The following is a 16,029-nucleotide window of genomic DNA, read 5'->3' as shown; positions in this document are numbered from 1 at the left end:
GCACCCCCATGCTCCCCAGGTCCGCGCACCTTATGCCCGCACAACGCAGGCGCACGCAGTGAACATCGAGCCGGCCCTCACGGCGCTGGCGGCCGCCCTCCACGGTGAGGGTCCCGCCGTCGAACTTTCCGCCGGCCCCGACGGCGAGCCGGTGGTGACGCCCGTCCCGACCCCCGGGTTCGAGGACGCCGTCGCGGTGGTCCGCACATCCGGTTCCACCGGGACGCCCAAGGCGACGGTCCTGACGGTGGACGCGCTGGCGGCGTCGTCGATGGCCACCGCCTTCGCGCTCAAGGGCGAGGGCCAGTGGCTGCTGGCGCTGCCGCTGCAGTACGTGGCCGGTGTCCAGGTGCTGGTCCGGTCGCTGTTCGCCGGCACCCGGCCGTGGGCCATGGACCTCTCCGGGGGCTTCACCGCCGAGGCCTTCACTGCCGCTGCGCTGGAGCTGACGGACAAGATCCGCTTCACGTCGCTGGTGCCCGCGCAGCTGCAGCGCCTGCTCGCTGACCCGTCGGCGGACACGCTCGCCGTGCTGCGCCGGTTCAATGGCATCCTGCTCGGCGGCGCCCCGGCCTCTGCCGAGCTCCTCCAATCCGCGCGCGAGGCCGGCCTCCGGGTGGTCACCACCTACGGCGCTGCGGAAACCTGCGGCGGCTGCGTGTACGACGGCTACCCGCTCGAAGGCGTGGCCCTGCGGCTCGCAGAAGACGGCCGGATCCACCTGGGCGGTTCGACGCTCGCGGCGGGCTACCTGGGCGCACCGCGGCAGACCGCCGAGGCCTTCGTCGAAGAGGACGGCAGCCGCTGGTACCGCACCAACGACCTCGGCACGCTCGACGCCGACGGCCGGCTCACCGTGCTGGGCCGTGCCGACGACGTCATCATCACCGGCGGCGTCAAGGTCTCCGCCGCGCACGTGCAGGCTGAGCTGGAAAAGTCCGACGGCGTGACGGCGGCTTTTGTGGCCGGCGTCGAGTCCGCGAAATGGGGCCAGGCCGTGGCAGCCTATGTGGCAGTGGCCGGGACCGCATCCGGACCCGCTGGAGCCGGTGGTGCTGCACGGGACGGGGCGGCGTGGGCCGAGGAGTGGCACCGTACGCTGGGGCTGCTGGCCCCCAAGACCGTCCTTCCCGCCGGCGAGCTGATCATGCTGCCCAACGGCAAGCCGGACCGGCTGGCCATGATTGAACGGCTCAACGCGCTGCATCAGGGAAAATAGAGTAGTCCTGCTGCGCCGCTGCGGCTTCCGCGTGCCCAGCGCACGCCATCCTTTTTGAACGAATCACCGACCCAACACGAGGTACTCACCGTGGCCACAGCCGCACAATGGATCCAAGGCGCCAGGCTCCGCACCCTGCCGGCCGCGATCGCCCCTGTCCTGATCGGCTCGGCAGCGGCCTATGAGATGGGCTCCTTCCTCCCGCTCAATGCAGTCCTGGCGGCCCTTGTGGCGCTGCTGCTGCAGGTCGGCGTCAACTACGCCAACGACTACTCGGACGGGATCCGCGGGACGGACGAAAACCGCGTCGGCCCGTTGCGGCTGGTCGGTTCCGGTGCAGCCCGCCCCGAACACGTGAAGTATGCCGCGTTCGGTGCCTTCGGCCTGGCGATGCTCGTGGGGCTGGTCCTGGTCCTCCTCACCCAGACGTGGTGGCTGCTGCTGGTGGGCGTGGGCTGCGTGATGGCGGCCTGGGGCTACACCGGCGGAAAGAACCCCTACGGCTACATGGGCCTGGGCGACGTGTTCGTGTTCGTGTTCTTCGGGCTGGTGGCCACGCTCGGCACCACGTACACGCAGGCGGGGCAGATCGGCCTGCCTGCCGTGATCGGCGCCATCGGCACGGGACTGATTGCCTGCGCCCTGCTGATGGCCAACAATGTCCGTGACATCCCTTCGGACATCCAGGCCGGGAAGAAGACACTGGCCGTTCGGCTGGGCGACAAGCACGCCCGCGAGAGCTACGTGCTGATGCTGGCCGTGGCCATTCTGCTCGTGGTGATTTTGGCTCCCACGCGGCCGTGGATGCTGATCGTGCTGCTGCTGATCCCGGCCTGCCTGATGCCGGCCTGGCTCATGATCAACGGACGGAAGCGCAAGAGCCTCATCCCGGTCCTGAAGCAGACGGGCCTCATCAACCTCGGCTACGCCGTGCTGTTCTCGCTGGGACTCGTTCTGAGCACCGGGATGTAATGCCTAAGCGTCGCCGACCCGGGGTTCGCGCTTCTTGACGTCGTTGCGGATGGTGACGTCCGGGTGCGTGTCGACGAGGTGGTCCTCGGCCTGGGCATCATCGATCTCCCCGGCGGTGCGGATGGGCTTGGCGCGTCCGGAGAAGCGGGCGTGCAGGGACGCCGTCGCGGCATCGCGCTGCTTCTGGAAGAAGAGGTAGCTGATGGCGAAGGAAATCAGCCCCGCAAAGACGACGGCCAGAAACCACCCCAGCTGCAGGAAGACAAACAGCACAAACAGGGGCAGGAAGATCGCGAACCGGATCAGGGTGTATTTCAGAAAAGCCACTATCCAAGTTTAGCCGTCCTGCCTGAACGTATCCTGCCGGTGCCGCTGGCCCACTGGTGGATTGCCTCCCGGGGGTTTCCTGCCGTTCCGGGGTGCTTGCCTGGCGCATGGGTTAGCGTTGCCCGGGGCAGCGCCGGCGTCATCTGCGGCTCCCGTTCGGCGTTTTGCTGGCGCATGACTGTGGGCATACTGTAATCTCCGCCGGGGCGCGCGACGGCTAGACTGATTGCATGCCTCGTGTTGCACTCGCAGTCGCCATTCTCGCCATCTACGTCTACGGACTCGTGGACGTTATCCGGACCGACAAGCGTTTCACCCGCGGCTTTTCCAAGACAACCTGGCTCATCATGGTGATCCTCCTGCCGCTCATCGGCGCCGCCCTGTGGTTCCTGATCGGCCGCCCTCGGGCCACGACTGTGGCCCGGCCCGTGTACCCGCAACACCCCACCGCCCCCGACGACGACCCCGATTTCCTGCGGAACCTCGAGCAGCGCCGCCGCCAGGCCGAGGCGGAGCGCCTCCGGAAGCTTCGGGACGACGCGGCACGGAAGAACCAGGCCGACGGCGGCAGTCACCGCACGGGCACAACGGGCACAGGCAGCACGGGCGCAACTCCGGGCACCAGCAGCGGCAGTGCCAGCGGCCCGTCCGCAGGTGAGCCTGGTCCGCGCAAGCCCGGCGCCGCCGGCGAGGCCAACGCCGAGGGCAACCCCGAGGCGAAGTAGGCGTCTCACCCCTCCTTCACGTCGCCGATTTACCCGAAAGGGCCGCCCAGCCATCAGGCCGGGCGGCCCTTTTTGGTGAATCGACGGCGTAGCACGCTGTCTGTATGGCGCAGCCGCAGCAAGCCCACTATTCCTCCACACGAGTCCTAAATTGTGGACAACGGCATACAGGCCCGTCCGGGGCAGCAGAATGCTCCTATGCCCCGTCCACGCCCTCTTCCTCCCGCCCTGCAGACAGAGCCGTTCACCATTCGCCAGGCGACTGCCGCCGGTCTGACCCGCAGGCGTGTCCGGGCCCTCGAGTTGGCGAGCCCCTGCCACGGCGTTCGCTCGCCAGCGGCCGTGGAGATCACGCTCCTTGTCAGGGCGCGGGGCCTTGCACTTGCCACCGGGGCTGTCGTCAGCCACCTTTCGGCTGCTGCGCTCTGGGGATTTCCGCTTCCACTATGTTTGGAGGATCAAGGCGTGGTCCATCTGACCAGCCGGGACGGTGCCAGGGCCGTGCGCCGGAAGAACGTGTGCGGCCACCGGCTTCCGCTTCCAGAAGAGGAGATCTTCGAGGGCCGCTTTGTGGCCTGCACGTCACCGCTGCGGACGTGGTTCGACCTGGCCGGCATCCTATCCCTGCAGGACCTGGTGATTGCCGGCGACTTCCTGCTGCGCCGAAGAGATCCCCTTTCAAAGACGGAGGCAATGGACGCTTTCCTCGCTGAGAAGCAGGGCAGAGCCGGCTACCCGAAGGCAATGAAGGCCATGGCTCTCATCCGCGCGAACACCGACTCGCCAAAGGAGACCGAGCTGCGGCTTTTGCTGGTTGCCGCGGGTCTCCCCGAGCCGGCCATCAACGTACCCATGTTGGATCACCAAGGTACGCAAGGCGCTAACGAGCCGTGGCTGGAAGTCTGCCCGCTAGCCTTCGAAGATTCGCCCCTCAAGACGCCTTCGTTGATTTACCAAAAAAGGCCGCTCGGCAGGCAACCAAGCGACCCTTTTCGGTAAATCGACGGGCCCATGCGGCCCTTTTGGGTAAAACGGCCCCGAAGGGAATACCCCCTACAGCCCCGAGTAGGAGTGCAGGCCGTTGAAGAACTGGTTCACGATGGTGAAGTTGAAGACCACGCACAGGTAGCCAACAATCGACAGCCAGGCCGCGCGCGTTCCCGTCCAGCCGCGGGTGGCGCGGGCATGCAGGTAACCGGCGTAGACCACCCAGATCACGAAGGTCCACACTTCCTTGGTGTCCCAGCCCCAGAACCGGCCCCAGGCCTTCTCGGCCCAGATCGCGCCGAACATGAGGGTGAAGGTCCAGCCGATGAAGGCGATCGCGTTGATGCGGTAGGACAGGTTCTCCAGGCTCAGCGCGGAGGGTACCAGGCGCATGAACCCCAGCTTGTCCGCACCGCCGGCGGAGATGGTCTTCTGCCGGTGCGACTGCACCAGCTGCAGCGCGGACATGGCAAACGTCAGGGTGAACAGCGCCGAGGACAGCACGGCGATGGAGACGTGGATGATCAGCCAGTAGCTCTGCAGCGCGGGCACCAGGTGGCCGACGGGCGTCCAGAACGCCACGGACGCGGCCACCAGCATGATGATCACCAGGCCCACCACGAAGGTGCCGAGGAAGCGCAGGTCGCGGCGGACCAGCGCCACGAGGAACACGGCCGCCACCAGGAACGCGCCGGTGGTGAGGAACTCGTACATGTTGCCCCACGGCACACGGCCGGCGCCCACCGCGCGGGTCAGCACGGCGGCGGCGTGGATCGCGGCGCCCAAAACGGTCAGTGCCACGGCAACGCGGGCGGGCGCCCGGCGTTCGCCGTAGCGCATGCTGTCGTCGGCGGTCTGCCCGGCGGCGCCGTTCACTGCGCCGGAGGCGTACGACGACGGCCGCTCGGCACGGTCCGCCGGTCCGGACAGGCGGTCCTCACCGCTGCCCGCGCTCCGGGAGGCGCTTGATCCAACGCCGGCGCCCACCGGAACCTTGGCGGACATGCCCGCGGATGTGCTGGCTGCTGCGGCCTTGAGGTCGATCGACTTCAGGGCCTTGCTGCTCTTGGCCAGGTCCCACGCAAACGCGATGAAGGCGACGGTGTAGGTGCCGGCCGCAAGCAGCATGAAGAGCTCGCTGTACTGGCCCATGGTCTCGTTGATGGGAAACATTACTGGTCCTTCTTCGGCTCAGGGGAGCCTGCTGGTGAGGAGTTGGAAGGTGCTGTTTCGGGGTGGTCGTCGTCGAGGTTCCACTTGCGCAGCAGGTGGCTACGCAGCGTGGCAGCCTCGCCGGCCAGGCGGTGGTCCTCGCCGCGGGCCAGGAGGCCGTACTCCACCATGGTCCGGCCGTCCTCGTGGGTGCCGGTGCGGACCCAGACGCGGCGCCGGTTCACGTAGAGCGAGACGATGAGCCCGGCCACCGCAAGCAGCGCGAAGATCAGCGCGGAAAGCTGCCCGGGGTTGTGGTGGATGTCCACGCCCACGTACTTCTTCACGCCGTCGAACGTGATGGAGCCCTTGCCCTCGGGCAGCGTGTAGGTGTTGCCCGGGGCCAGCGTGATGCCGCCAGCCTTGGCATTCCGGCTGTTGAGTTCCTTGAGGTTCTTGACGTCGAGCTCGAAGACGTTCTGCGGGGCGCCCTTGTCCAGGCCAAGGTCGCCGTAGAAGGAGTTCAGGCTCAGCTGGGGGTTGATGAGGTCGGGGTCGCCGCTGAAGGAGATGCCCTGCTCGGTGACCAGCGCCGTGGGCAGGAAGAAGCCCACAAACCCGAGCTGGTCAGGCTTCGCGTCGGGCACCTTGATCACCACGGACGAGTAGTAGTTCTCGCCCTGCAGCTTGGCCACCACAGGACCCTGCATGGCCACGTTGCCGTTCCCGTCGCGGACCGTGACCACCGGGGCGTAGCCGTTGCCCGTCAGGTAGATGCTGGTGCCGCCGAGCGTGACGGGGTCGTTGACCTTGAGGACTTCCTTCTTGGCCGGCGCCCCGGGGTTTTCCTTGGTGGTGACGTCCGCGGTGAAATCGATGGGCTGGCCGAACTTGCCCTGGGATTCACGGTCGAACGTGGCCTGGAACTTGTCCAGCTGGATCGAATACGGCTGGAGCTGGCTGCTCTGGAAGTTGGTGCCGGGGTTGAACTGGTCGTAGCCCACCAGGGTGTTCACGAACGTGTCACCCTCCACCAGGATGCGCTGGCCGCTGTACCCGAACAGGCCACCGATGGCCACAGACACCAGCACGCCGATCAGCGACGTGTGGAAGACAAGGTTTCCCACTTCCTTCAGGAAGCCGCGCTCGGCCCCCAAAGACGGCCGCGCACCGTCGTCGTGCCTTACCTCAACGCGATAACCGCGTTTCTTCAGCAGCGCCGCTGCATCCTCGATGGCGTCCGACGCCGGGATGCCGGCGTCCGCCGGCACCACCAGGGTGCCGTACTCGGGCAGGCGGGACAGCCGCTTCGGCGTTCGCGGCGGCTGCGACCGCATGGCCTTGTAGTGGGCAATGGCGCGGGGCACCACGCAGCCGATCAGCGAGATGAACAGCAGGATGTAGATGGCCGAGAACCACGCCGAGGAGTAGACGTCATACAGCTGCAGCGAGTCCAGCAGCTTGCCGTAGTCCGGGTGGTCCTTGATGTACTGGGTGACCACCGAGGGGTTGGCCGGGCGCTGCGGGAACAGCGATCCGGGCACCGCGGCCACCGCCAGCAGGAGCAGGAGGAACAGCGCGGTGCGCATGCTGGTCAGCTGGGTCCATGCCCAGCGGAGCATGCCGACGAAGCCCAGGGACGGGAGGGCGGCCCCGGCCTTGGCTTCCTTCACGGCGTCCTTGGCATTCCGGCCCTTGGGCGCGGCTTCCTCGGACCCGGCGGCGTCATTCTGGGCAGGCCCGGGCTGCGGGGCGTCCCCGGCCGGGGAATTCTCGGTGGACTTCACACGCTCGCTCATCAGATCGGCAACTTCACATCGGTTTGGAACCAGTACTGCAATTCGGTGACCCAGGTTCCCCACAGACCCGTGGCCATCAGGATGCCCAGGGCAATCAGGACTCCCCCGCCGGTGCGCTGGATGGCCAGACGGTGCTTGCGGAAGAAGGACATCACGCCCGCGCCGCGGCGGACCGCCAGGGCGATCAGCAGGAACGGGATGCCCAGGCCCAGGCTGTAGACGAAGGCCAGGAACGCGCCCTTCGCGGCGAACGAGCCGCCGGAGAGGCTCAGGAGCTGGACGGCGGAGTAGGTGGGGCCGATGCAGGGCGCCCAGCCGAGGCCGAACGTGATGCCGAGCAACGGCGCGCCCCACAGGCCGGCCGGCGGTTTCGCATGGATCTTGGCGTCGCGCTGGAACCAGGAGAATCCGCCCATGAACACCACGCCCATGAGAATCACCAGGACACCCAGGATCTGCGTGATCCAGGCGTTCTGGCCGCCCGAGATCAGCGACCCCAATTGCCCGAACGCCCCGCCGAGCAGCACGAAGATCACCGAGAAGCCGAGCACGAACAGGCCGATTCCCGCCAGCATACGGCCGCGCTTCTGCTTCTGCAGGTCCACGCCCGTGAGCCCTGTGACGTAGCCCAGGTATCCGGGCACCAGCGGGAGCACGCACGGCGAGAGGAAGGACACGAGTCCGGCCAGCAGCGCCACAGGGATGGCGAGCAGCAGCGAACCGTTCAGGATGGCTTCGGCGAAGGGGCTGTTCACGGGAGGTTACTCTGCCACGGCAGACTGGATGAGAGCTTTGAGCGTGCCCTTCTCGATCTCCCCCAGCACACGCGATGCAACCCGGCCCTGCTTGTCCATGACGAGCGTCGTGGGGACGGCACCCGGGGGCACCAGACCGGAAACAGCCAGCAGCACGCTGCCGTCCTTGTCGTCGAAGCTCGGGTATGTGAGGCCAAAGGTCTTGTCGAAGGCGTCGGCCGTGGCCTTCTCGTCGCGCAGGTTCACGCCCATGAACTGCACGCCCTTGCCCTTGAACTCCTGGTGCAGGGCCTCCAGCGAGGGCGCCTCCACCCGGCACGGCGCACAGGCGGCGAACCAGAAGTTCAGCACGGTGACCTTGCCCAGGAAGTCCTTGGGGGTTACGGCGGTCCCGTCAAACAGGGTGCCCTGGATCTGGATGCCAGACTTGCGCTCGGCTGCGGCAAACTCGGTCACCGAGCCGTCGCCGGCCACGTAGTTCTTGTTGTCCCCGGCCTTGGCCTGCTTGGCCAGGGCATCCTCCTGGGCGCAGGCGGACAGGCCCAGCGTGAGCGCAGTGAGGGCCAGGCCACCGGCGGCGAGGACGCTGCGGCGGGAACTCTTGGGTGTTTCAGTCATAGCTTAGGCTCCGGGGGTGCTCGAGGCACCGGGAAGAAGGGCGGCGGCGGGCTCGCTGTACTCCACGCGCAGCAGGGTGCCGTCGTCGCCGAAAACCAGGGAGGTGAGGGAGGTCAGGGTGCATTCGCGTTTCCGCGGATCGTGCCACAGCGGCTTGCCCTCTGCGCTGAGCCGGGTGGCCCAGATGGGCAGCTGGTGGCAGACCAGGATGGCCTCGGCGCCGTCGCCGCCCAGTTCGATGGCCTTGGCGCGGGCCTCCTGGACGGCCTCGGTCACGCGGGCTGCCTGCTGCTTGTAGGACTCGCCCCAGGAGGGACGGAACGGGTTGATCAGGTGCGGCCAGTGCTTGGGCTTGCGCAGCTCGGCCTTGGTGACCTTCAGCCCTTCGAAGTGGTTTTCCGCCTCGATGATGCGGCTGTCGGTGTGGATGTCCAGCCCCAGCGCTTCCGCGGTGGGCTGGGCAGTTTCCTGGGCACGGGTGAGCGGCGACGCCACCAGGTACACGATGTTGGCGCCCTGGGCTGCGCGGTCGCGGAAGTGCTCGGCGAGCGTCTGCGCCATCTGCCGGCCAAGTTCGGAGAGGTGGAATTCGGGCAGCCTGCCGTACAGGACACCTTCGGGGTTGTGGACCTCGCCGTGGCGGAGCAAATGGACAGTGGCTTGGGGCATGTCTACCAGTTTCTCAAAGGGCAGGGGTAATGACGAAATCTTCTACACCAAGTAGAACTCAAAAATTTTTCAAAAAGTTCCCGGCCGGTGGAATAAAAGATGCAAATGCATGTTTATACTGGATGCAGCAGTTAGTTGAGACTTCAACAAAAGCTTCAACGATCACCCGAACGACCGACTGATACAAGGAGAACCACCATGGCACTTTCCACCGAACTCACCCGCGGCACCTGGACCCTCGACAACTCCCACAGCGAGATCGCGTTCACCGTCCGCCACGCCGGCATCAGCAAGGTCCGCGGCCAGTTCAAGGACGCCACCGCCACCCTGGACCTGGCCGACGACGTCACGGCCAGCAAGGTCGAGGCCACCATCCAGACCGCCAGCTTCGATTCCGGCGACGCCAACCGCGACGGCCACGTCCGCGGCGAAGACTTCTTCGACGTCGAGAAGTTCCCGGAGATCTCCTTTGTCTCCAACGGCCTCGTGGCCAACGGCGACAGCTACGAACTCCAGGGCGACCTGACCATCAAGGGTGTCACCCGCCCCGTCTCCCTCGAGACCGAGTTCAACGGCGTCGCAGTGGACCCCTTCGGCAATACCCGCGCGGGTGTTTCCGCCGAGACCACCATCAGCCGCAAGGACTTCGGCCTGACCTGGAACGCCGTGCTGGAAGCCGGCGGCGTCCTGGTCAGCGACAAGGTTGCCATCAACCTTGAACTGGCCTTCATCGCACCTTCAGCCTAGGTTTCACGGCTGGTTTCCCAGCCACGGTTGCTGACCCCGAAACGCCCCGTCCGCGGACTCACCGCAGACGGGGCGTTCGGCGTTCCGGCCTTCTGGAATTGGCAAAATCGCGGGTTTAAAGTGAGTGCCATGAGCACCCCCAGCGAAGAACCGGAACCCCGTGATCCCGGCGACGTGCCGCCATCGGGCAACGAACGTCCGACGCCGGGACAGCCCTTCCCGGGGCAGCAACCGGACCAGCCGTTCCCCGGTCAGCAGCCGCCCTCCGGCAGCGGCCGGTTCGGCTTCGAGATGCCGGCTGACCGTCCCCGGAACTTCAGCGAGATTCTCCCCCGTGGCGGCTTCACCGGCCTGTTCGACGTGACGGGCCTGCCCACGGAGCTCAAGGTGTCCTACTGGGTCTGGGTGATCGGCGGCCTACTGGGGCTGCTGGGCGGTGTGATCGGCCTCTTTGGGGTGCTGGTCCTCTTTGCGATCATTCCCGGCCTGGCCATGCTCGTGTTCCTGCTCGTGCTGGTGGCCCTGGCCGTGGCGGCGGCGGAAATTGTGCTGGCCATGAAGCTGAAGGAAGGCAAGGAGTGGGCGCGGCTGGCACTGACCATCGTGACCGGGGTGTCACTGCTGCTGGCCATCATCAGCTCGAGTTTTCCCGCAGGCCAGGACGGGAACTGGCTGGGATTCCTGGTCAGCCTGGTGGCCACCGTGCTGATGTGGGTGCCCAACTCCCAGAGCTGGTTCGCGGCAGCACGCGGCCGCAGCTGACCGGCGCCCGGCTGGACCGCTGATTTCCTGCCCGTACGGTTCCCTGCAGGCAGCGTTTCCGCAGGTTGGCACCGCTTTGGAATCCCTCTCCGGAATGATCCACCGCGCACCTGCTGAGGGGTACGGTGGGAAGTGAACCATGCTGGGGAGGGCAGGCGTCTGAACCGGTAGCCGATTCAGACGTCACTACGCAAAGGACCGCTCATGAGCAATCCTCCAGTCCCGCACTCCAATGACCCAGGCTCCAACGAACCGGGCAACGGTTCCCAGACAGGCAACGGGCAGCCCCGCTACGGTCAGAACGCGCCGCAGTACGGGCAGAACGCGCCGCAGTACGGGCAGAACGCGCCCCAGTACGGACAGGGCGAACAGGGCGAACAGGGCACTCCGCAGTACGGCCAGAACCCGCAGTACGGACAGTCCGGACAGGGCGGCGCACCCCAGTACGGCCAGAACCCGCAGTACGGACAGTCCGGGCAAGGCGGCGCACCGCAGTACGGCCAGAACCCGCCGCAGTATGGGCAACCGCAGTACGGCCAATCCCCCTACGGACAGTCGCAGTACGGGCAGAGCCCCTATGGCCAGTCGCCCTACGGTCAGTACCCGTCGGAACAGGCCCAGGCGGCAACCGGCGCAGGCGTTCCGAAGCTCGTGAACTATTCCTTCTGGCTGATCATCGCCGCAGGCGTGCTGTCGATCCTGAACCTTTTGGTCGCGATTCCCAGCCTGGATGACCCGGCCATGCGGAGCACGTTCGAGGAGCAGCTGCGCGGCAGCGGCCAGAACATCGCGTTCGAGGACGTCAAGGGCTTCATCATCGGAACCATGGTGGTCTTTGCCCTGATCGGCGCCGGCCTCTACGCGCTGGTGGCCTTCAACGTCCGGAAGGGCAAGAACTGGGCGCGCATCCTGGGCACCGTGTTCGCAGCGCTTTCCGTGTTCAGCCTCTTCCCGCTGGGCCTGAACACCCTGGTGGGCCTCCTCGGCATCGCCGCGATTGTGATGCTGTACCTGCCGGGGGCGGCGCCTTACTTCCAGAAGCCGCAGCCGTTCGCCAACCCGTCCTCGCAGCCTGGCCCGTACGGCCGCTAACAAGAAGTCTTAAACCGCCAACGGGCGCGGATTCCTGGAACGCCGGAGCTACTCCGGCTGACCGGGGGTCTGCGCCCGTTGTGCGTGGTACGCCAGGATCTGCAGCTCAGTGGCCATGTCCACCTTCCTCAGCGTCACGCCGTCGGGCACCTGGAGCATCACCGGAGCAAAGCTGAGGATGCTGCGCACCCCGGCACCCACCACCCGGTCACACACGCTTTGGGCCACGGACGCCGGCAGGGCGAGCACCACCATGTTGGTGCCAGTCCGCTCCAGCACCGTCTCGAGGTCCGCAACGTCGCTGACCCGCAGCCATCCCACCTCGTTGCCCACCACCATCTGGTCGGCGTCGAAGATGGCCACCACGTCAAAGCCCCTGGATTCGAAGCCGCCGTAGCGCGCCAGTGCCTTGCCCAGGTTACCGGCACCGACAATTGCGACTTTCCAGTCGTGCGTCAGCCCCAGCGCGGCGGCGATGTGGCGGCTCAGGTACTGCACCTCGTAGCCCACGCCGCGGGTGCCGTACGAACCCACGTGGGACAGGTCCTTGCGGAGCGTTGAGGAGCTGACCCCGGAAAGCTCAGCCAGTGATTCGGAGGAGACCCGCTCGGTGCCTTCGGACAGCAGGGAGTTCAGGGCGCGCAGGTAGATCGTCAGCCGGGCCACGGCCGCGGGCGGGATCTGCTTGCCGGCAGCCCCGGTGGGCCCGGGCAGGGCCTGGGGTGGTGAATCGAGCGAAGTCACTATCTGCTCCGTTGCGTCGCGTTGTGAGTCCACTCTAGATCCCCATCAGTTATGCCAACAAAGCCAATGCCATTGTTCGAAATCGGCTAGTCCCCCGCCATGGCACGGCGCAGGACACGCTCCAGGCGCGCCTCGTCGATCTTCCAGAAGTCGCGCTGAATGCCGTCCACCAGCACCACCGGGATCTCCTCGGCGTAACGGTCGCGCAGCTCATCGTCGGCGTCCAGCTGCCGTTCCGACCACGAAAGTCCCAGTTCCGCCGTGACCCGCCTGACGGCGTCGCGCGCCGCGGCGCAGAGGTGACAGTCAGCTTTGGTGAGGAGAACGACGTCGGGGTTTGCCATGCTTCAACCGTATCGCCGTTCCCGGCCCCGGGCGACGCGGCGGCCGTCAGGTGTGAGGCACGGCATTGACTAGACTCGTGGCATGCCCGAGGAGAAGTACGTCGCTGTGGCCCACCGTCCGGTTGCGAAGCAGCAACACGGCGAGGCAGCCTTCTTCGACGTCGACAACACCCTCATGCGCGGCGCGAGCCTGTTCCACGTGGCCAGGAAAATGCACCAGCGCGGCGCCTTCACGATTGCCCAGGCGGCGGGCATGGCGTGGAAGCAGCTGAAGTTCGTGCTCCGCGGCGAGAACCTCAACGACGTCCACGCCGTCAGGGATTCGGCACTGAGGCTCGCCGCCGGCATCACGGAGGAGGACATCAAGGCGCTGGGCGAAGAAGTCTACGATGAGATGATCGCCTCCCGGATCTGGCCCGGCGCGAAGGCCCTGGCCGAGCAGCACCTGCGGGTGGGCCGGAAGGTCTGGCTGGTCACGGCGACGCCGATCGAGGTGGCCACGGTGATTTCCACGCGGCTGGGGCTCACCGGAGCTTTGGGAACCGTGGGCGAGACCAAGGACGGCTTGTATACGGGCAGGCTGGTCGGGGACATTCTGCACGGCGCCGCCAAGGCCGTGGCGGTCCAGGGCATCGCGGACCAGCACGGGCTGGATCTGAAGCGCTGCTGGGCCTACAGCGACTCATACAACGACATCCCGCTGCTGACGATGGTGGGCCATCCCGTGGCGATCAACCCGGACGCCCGCCTGCGCAAGCACGCCCGCGAACACAACTGGCCGGTCTACGACTTCCGCTCCGGCCGCCGGGCCGCCACCCTGGGCCTGAAGGCAGCCACAGCAGGCGGCGCAGTCTACGGCCTGTGGCGGGGCTACACCCGCTTCCGCGGCCCCCGCGCCTGACGCACTTCTTTCCCAGCGACACGCAAATTACCCCTCGCGGCGGGAATTCCCCGTGCGCCAGGCACTTTGCGCGTCGCGTGGCGGTTCGCGCGACGCCAGGCACTTTGCGCGTCTCGTGGCGGTTTGAGGGGCGGGAACGCAAAAATGCCCGCACCCTCGAAAGGGAACGGGCATTGAAGCGTAGAGCGGACTCTACTTCTTATTGCGGCGCTGGTGGCGGGTCTTACGAAGCAACTTGCGGTGCTTCTTCTTGGCCATACGCTTGCGACGCTTCTTAATAACTGAACCCACGAAAGTTCCTTACAAACTAGATGCAGTACCTGTCTGATGGAGAAGGTCCGTGGACTGAGCAACAGACTGAACAACTGACAGATTCTTACAATGACGTAAAACGTTCCTTAACAGGGTACCGCTTATCCGGACCATCCCCTGACCAGCACAGTTCCCGTGGCGTGCAGCGGCCCCCAAGGCGGCTGCAGCAACCACGGGATCGGTGCGGTCAGTTTGGTCCCGTCAGGCGGTGCCCGTGTGACCGTCCACGACAGCACCCTTGAGGTACTGTTCGACGGCGGTCTCCGGGACGCGGTAGGAGCGGCCGAACCTGACGGCGGGCATCTCCCCCGAATGGACAAGGCGGTACACGGTCATTTTGGAGACACGCATTACCTCAGCCACCTCGGCCACGGTCAAGAACTTGGCGTTCGAGAAGTTCGACTCTGCGGACATTACCCATATTCCTTTGCTCTCAGCAACGACGCCGGTCTATCTGCGGTGCGCCGATGCTGAGCCATCGAACAACCGTGTTCTAGTTACTCTAGATGCTCACGTGGCCATTGTGAAAGCCCGCCGTTTCCGCGACGATGCGGCCAGCTGGTCGAGGACGGACGCCGTCACATCCCATTCCATGCAGGCATCCGTGACGCTCTGGCCGTAGACCAGGTCCGAGCGGCCTGCGGCGTGTTCGGCCACGTCGAGGTTCTGTGCGCCGCCTACGAGGAAGCTCTCCAGCATGACGCCGGCGATCGCTCCGGCGGCGGTTCCCGCGTCCTCGAGCTGGGCGCCGATTTCGAGCGCCACCTCGGCCTGGCGGTGGTGGCTCTTGCCGCTGTTGGCGTGGCTGGCGTCCACGATCAGCCGCGGGTTGAGGTTCTTGGCGGTGAGTTTGGCGGAGGCGGCCTCGACGTCGGCGGCGGAGTAGTTGGGCCCCTTCCTTCCGCCACGGAGGATCACGTGGGTGTCGGGGTTGCCGGCGGTGGACACCAGCGCGGCCCGGCCGTCGCCGTCGATCCCGAGGAAAGCCTGGGCTGCCGCGGCGGCACCGCAGGCATCGACGGCCACCTGGAGGTCGCCGTCGGTCCCGTTCTTGAAGCCGATGGGCATGGAGAGGCCGGAGGCGAGCTGGCGGTGGATCTGGCTTTCCGTGGTCCGCGCGCCGATGGCGCCCCAGGAAATGAGGTCGGCCATGTACTGCGGGCTAATGGGCTCGAGGAATTCGGTGGCGGTGGGGAGCCCCAGGGCGGTGACCTGCTGCAGGAAGCTGCGGGCGGCGCGGAGTCCGCCGGCGATGTCGTGGCTGCCGTCCAGGTGCGGATCGTTAATGAGGCCCTTCCAGCCCACGGTGGTCCGTGGCTTTTCGAAGTAGGCCCGCAGCACGATGAGCAGGTCTTCCTTGTGCTTCTCGGCCTGGCTGACCAGCCGGCGGGCGTATTCCAGGCCGGCCTTGGGGTCGTGGATGGAGCACGGTCCCACGATTACCAGCAGGCGGTCGTCCACGCCGTCCATGATGGCCCGGACCTCGTCACGGCCGCGCTCGACGACGGCGGCCGCCTTTGCGTCCAGCGGCAGTTCCGCCATCATTTCCTGAGGGGTGGGCAGGGCAGTGATCTCGCTGACCCTCAGGTTCGACGTGGACTGGCGTTTCGACGTCGGCTGCTGGGTTTCGGTGGCTGGTGCGCTCATTTTCGGGGTCCTGTTCCGGGTGGGAGAGCGGGCCCCTGATCAGAACCCGCCGTGGAAATGGCGAAGGGCAGAGAATGATCTCTGCCCTGTTGGCTCTGAAGGAAAGTTGGATGCGTGTCAGTTAGACGCGGGCCCCTCCAGAGCCAACGAAAAATACGCATACCAACGGTTAGTCATGGAAATGACCATAAACCCGCCCCGGTGGATCGCCAAATCGGCCGCGTCACATTCGGCCCGCGCGGCACCCCGGTCCGGCG

At 66.4% G+C, this 16,029-nt stretch carries 19 protein-coding genes; 8 read left to right on the top strand and 11 right to left on the bottom strand.

Annotated features, from left to right (window positions below):
• Positions 1-58: 58 nt before the first annotated feature.
• Both R5O87_RS18165 and R5O87_RS18160 read left to right on the top strand, forming a co-directional pair.
• A complete protein-coding gene (locus tag R5O87_RS18165; protein ID WP_410556038.1) occupies positions 59-1,219 on the top strand; it encodes an AMP-binding protein in 1,161 nt (386 codons plus the stop codon).
• 90 nt (positions 1,220-1,309) lie between these two features.
• Complete coding sequence (locus R5O87_RS18160; protein WP_410556039.1) at positions 1,310-2,191, top strand: 1,4-dihydroxy-2-naphthoate polyprenyltransferase; 882 nt, start codon at positions 1,310-1,312, stop codon at positions 2,189-2,191.
• 3 nt (positions 2,192-2,194) lie between these two features.
• Here R5O87_RS18160 and R5O87_RS18155 read toward each other — a convergent pair whose 3' ends face one another.
• Positions 2,195-2,518: a DUF4229 domain-containing protein gene (locus tag R5O87_RS18155; RefSeq protein ID WP_410556040.1), complete on the bottom strand. Its 324-nt coding sequence runs from the start codon at positions 2,516-2,518 to the stop codon at positions 2,195-2,197.
• Between the two features lie 230 nt (positions 2,519-2,748).
• Between R5O87_RS18155 and R5O87_RS18150 the strand changes: the two genes are divergently transcribed.
• Complete coding sequence (locus R5O87_RS18150; RefSeq protein ID WP_410556041.1) at positions 2,749-3,243, top strand: PLD nuclease N-terminal domain-containing protein; 495 nt, start codon at positions 2,749-2,751, stop codon at positions 3,241-3,243.
• 465 nt (positions 3,244-3,708) lie between these two features.
• The gene (locus R5O87_RS18145) at positions 3,709-4,242 is read left to right on the top strand and encodes a hypothetical protein (RefSeq protein WP_410556042.1); all 534 of its coding nucleotides are present in this window, start codon (positions 3,709-3,711) and stop codon (positions 4,240-4,242) included.
• Positions 4,243-4,296: 54 nt separating this feature from the next.
• Here the strand turns inward: R5O87_RS18145 and ccsB are convergent, their stop codons facing one another.
• From ccsB to R5O87_RS18120, 5 genes are read right to left on the bottom strand one after another with little or no spacing between them, the layout of a single operon-like run.
• On the bottom strand, positions 4,297-5,403 hold the full coding sequence (gene ccsB / locus R5O87_RS18140; RefSeq protein WP_410556043.1) for a c-type cytochrome biogenesis protein CcsB: 1,107 nt from the start codon (positions 5,401-5,403) through the stop codon (positions 4,297-4,299).
• Entirely contained in the window at positions 5,403-7,181 is a 1,779-nt protein-coding gene (gene resB, locus R5O87_RS18135) for a cytochrome c biogenesis protein ResB (RefSeq protein ID WP_410556044.1), read from the bottom strand. The genes ccsB and resB overlap by 1 nt, the downstream gene beginning before the upstream one ends.
• The gene (locus R5O87_RS18130; protein ID WP_410556045.1) at positions 7,181-7,936 is read right to left on the bottom strand and encodes a cytochrome c biogenesis CcdA family protein; all 756 of its coding nucleotides are present in this window, start codon (positions 7,934-7,936) and stop codon (positions 7,181-7,183) included. Before R5O87_RS18130 ends, resB begins: the two co-directional genes overlap by 1 nt.
• A 6-nt stretch (positions 7,937-7,942) precedes the next feature.
• On the bottom strand, positions 7,943-8,554 hold the full coding sequence (locus tag R5O87_RS18125; RefSeq protein ID WP_410556046.1) for a TlpA family protein disulfide reductase: 612 nt from the start codon (positions 8,552-8,554) through the stop codon (positions 7,943-7,945).
• A gap of 3 nt (positions 8,555-8,557) precedes the next feature.
• On the bottom strand, positions 8,558-9,223 hold the full coding sequence (locus R5O87_RS18120) for a histidine phosphatase family protein (RefSeq protein WP_410556047.1): 666 nt from the start codon (positions 9,221-9,223) through the stop codon (positions 8,558-8,560).
• Between the two features lie 198 nt (positions 9,224-9,421).
• Between R5O87_RS18120 and R5O87_RS18115 the strand changes: the two genes are divergently transcribed.
• The 3 genes from R5O87_RS18115 to R5O87_RS18105 all read left to right on the top strand — a co-directional run bounded on the left by R5O87_RS18115 (position 9,422) and on the right by R5O87_RS18105 (position 11,824).
• Positions 9,422-9,970, top strand: coding sequence for a YceI family protein (locus R5O87_RS18115; RefSeq protein ID WP_410556049.1), 549 nt, complete (start codon positions 9,422-9,424; stop codon positions 9,968-9,970).
• Positions 9,971-10,099: 129 nt separating this feature from the next.
• A complete protein-coding gene (locus R5O87_RS18110; RefSeq protein WP_410556050.1) occupies positions 10,100-10,732 on the top strand; it encodes a hypothetical protein in 633 nt (210 codons plus the stop codon).
• A gap of 204 nt (positions 10,733-10,936) precedes the next feature.
• Entirely contained in the window at positions 10,937-11,824 is an 888-nt protein-coding gene (locus R5O87_RS18105) for a hypothetical protein (protein ID WP_410556051.1), read from the top strand.
• A gap of 48 nt (positions 11,825-11,872) precedes the next feature.
• Here the strand turns inward: R5O87_RS18105 and R5O87_RS18100 are convergent, their stop codons facing one another.
• Together R5O87_RS18100 and R5O87_RS18095 are read right to left on the bottom strand one after the other, a co-directional pair.
• Positions 11,873-12,568, bottom strand: coding sequence for a redox-sensing transcriptional repressor Rex (locus R5O87_RS18100; protein WP_410556052.1), 696 nt, complete (start codon positions 12,566-12,568; stop codon positions 11,873-11,875).
• An 86-nt stretch (positions 12,569-12,654) separates the two neighbouring features.
• Entirely contained in the window at positions 12,655-12,912 is a 258-nt protein-coding gene (locus tag R5O87_RS18095; RefSeq protein WP_410556053.1) for a glutaredoxin family protein, read from the bottom strand.
• A gap of 82 nt (positions 12,913-12,994) precedes the next feature.
• Here R5O87_RS18095 and R5O87_RS18090 point away from each other — a divergent pair, with 82 nt between their 5' ends.
• On the top strand, positions 12,995-13,813 hold the full coding sequence (locus tag R5O87_RS18090; protein ID WP_410556054.1) for an HAD family hydrolase: 819 nt from the start codon (positions 12,995-12,997) through the stop codon (positions 13,811-13,813).
• Positions 13,814-14,005: 192 nt separating this feature from the next.
• On the opposite strand, the gene R5O87_RS18085 is transcribed toward R5O87_RS18090, so the two are convergent.
• From R5O87_RS18085 to R5O87_RS18075, 3 genes are all read right to left on the bottom strand, one after another.
• A complete protein-coding gene (locus tag R5O87_RS18085; protein ID WP_003792170.1) occupies positions 14,006-14,104 on the bottom strand; it encodes a 30S ribosomal protein bS22 in 99 nt (32 codons plus the stop codon).
• A 222-nt stretch (positions 14,105-14,326) separates the two neighbouring features.
• Complete coding sequence (locus R5O87_RS18080; RefSeq protein WP_003797758.1) at positions 14,327-14,539, bottom strand: helix-turn-helix domain-containing protein; 213 nt, start codon at positions 14,537-14,539, stop codon at positions 14,327-14,329.
• A 96-nt stretch (positions 14,540-14,635) separates the two neighbouring features.
• Complete coding sequence (locus tag R5O87_RS18075; protein ID WP_410556055.1) at positions 14,636-15,772, bottom strand: 3-deoxy-7-phosphoheptulonate synthase; 1,137 nt, start codon at positions 15,770-15,772, stop codon at positions 14,636-14,638.
• Positions 15,773-16,029 lie beyond the last annotated feature (257 nt).

Origin of the sequence: Arthrobacter globiformis (assembly GCF_046536215.2) — a bacterium.
Classification (GTDB): domain Bacteria; phylum Actinomycetota; class Actinomycetes; order Actinomycetales; family Micrococcaceae; genus Arthrobacter; species Arthrobacter globiformis_E.
The sequence above is the reverse complement of the archived record's forward strand: the minus strand, read 5'-3'. Positions and strand labels throughout refer to the sequence as shown.

Coding starts and splice junctions, on each gene's coding strand:
- R5O87_RS18150 (WP_410556041.1), top strand. CDS start 2,749: ATGCCTCGTGTTGCACTCGCAGTCGCCATTCTCGCCATCTACGTCTAC.
- ccsB (WP_410556043.1), bottom strand. CDS start 5,403: ATGTTTCCCATCAACGAGACCATGGGCCAGTACAGCGAGCTCTTCATG.
- resB (WP_410556044.1), bottom strand. CDS start 7,181: ATGAGCGAGCGTGTGAAGTCCACCGAGAATTCCCCGGCCGGGGACGCC.
- R5O87_RS18125 (WP_410556046.1), bottom strand. CDS start 8,554: ATGACTGAAACACCCAAGAGTTCCCGCCGCAGCGTCCTCGCCGCCGGT.
- R5O87_RS18120 (WP_410556047.1), bottom strand. CDS start 9,223: ATGCCCCAAGCCACTGTCCATTTGCTCCGCCACGGCGAGGTCCACAAC.
- R5O87_RS18115 (WP_410556049.1), top strand. CDS start 9,422: ATGGCACTTTCCACCGAACTCACCCGCGGCACCTGGACCCTCGACAAC.
- R5O87_RS18110 (WP_410556050.1), top strand. CDS start 10,100: ATGAGCACCCCCAGCGAAGAACCGGAACCCCGTGATCCCGGCGACGTG.
- R5O87_RS18105 (WP_410556051.1), top strand. CDS start 10,937: ATGAGCAATCCTCCAGTCCCGCACTCCAATGACCCAGGCTCCAACGAA.
- R5O87_RS18095 (WP_410556053.1), bottom strand. CDS start 12,912: ATGGCAAACCCCGACGTCGTTCTCCTCACCAAAGCTGACTGTCACCTC.
- R5O87_RS18090 (WP_410556054.1), top strand. CDS start 12,995: ATGCCCGAGGAGAAGTACGTCGCTGTGGCCCACCGTCCGGTTGCGAAG.
- R5O87_RS18080 (WP_003797758.1), bottom strand. CDS start 14,539: ATGTCCGCAGAGTCGAACTTCTCGAACGCCAAGTTCTTGACCGTGGCC.
- R5O87_RS18075 (WP_410556055.1), bottom strand. CDS start 15,772: ATGAGCGCACCAGCCACCGAAACCCAGCAGCCGACGTCGAAACGCCAG.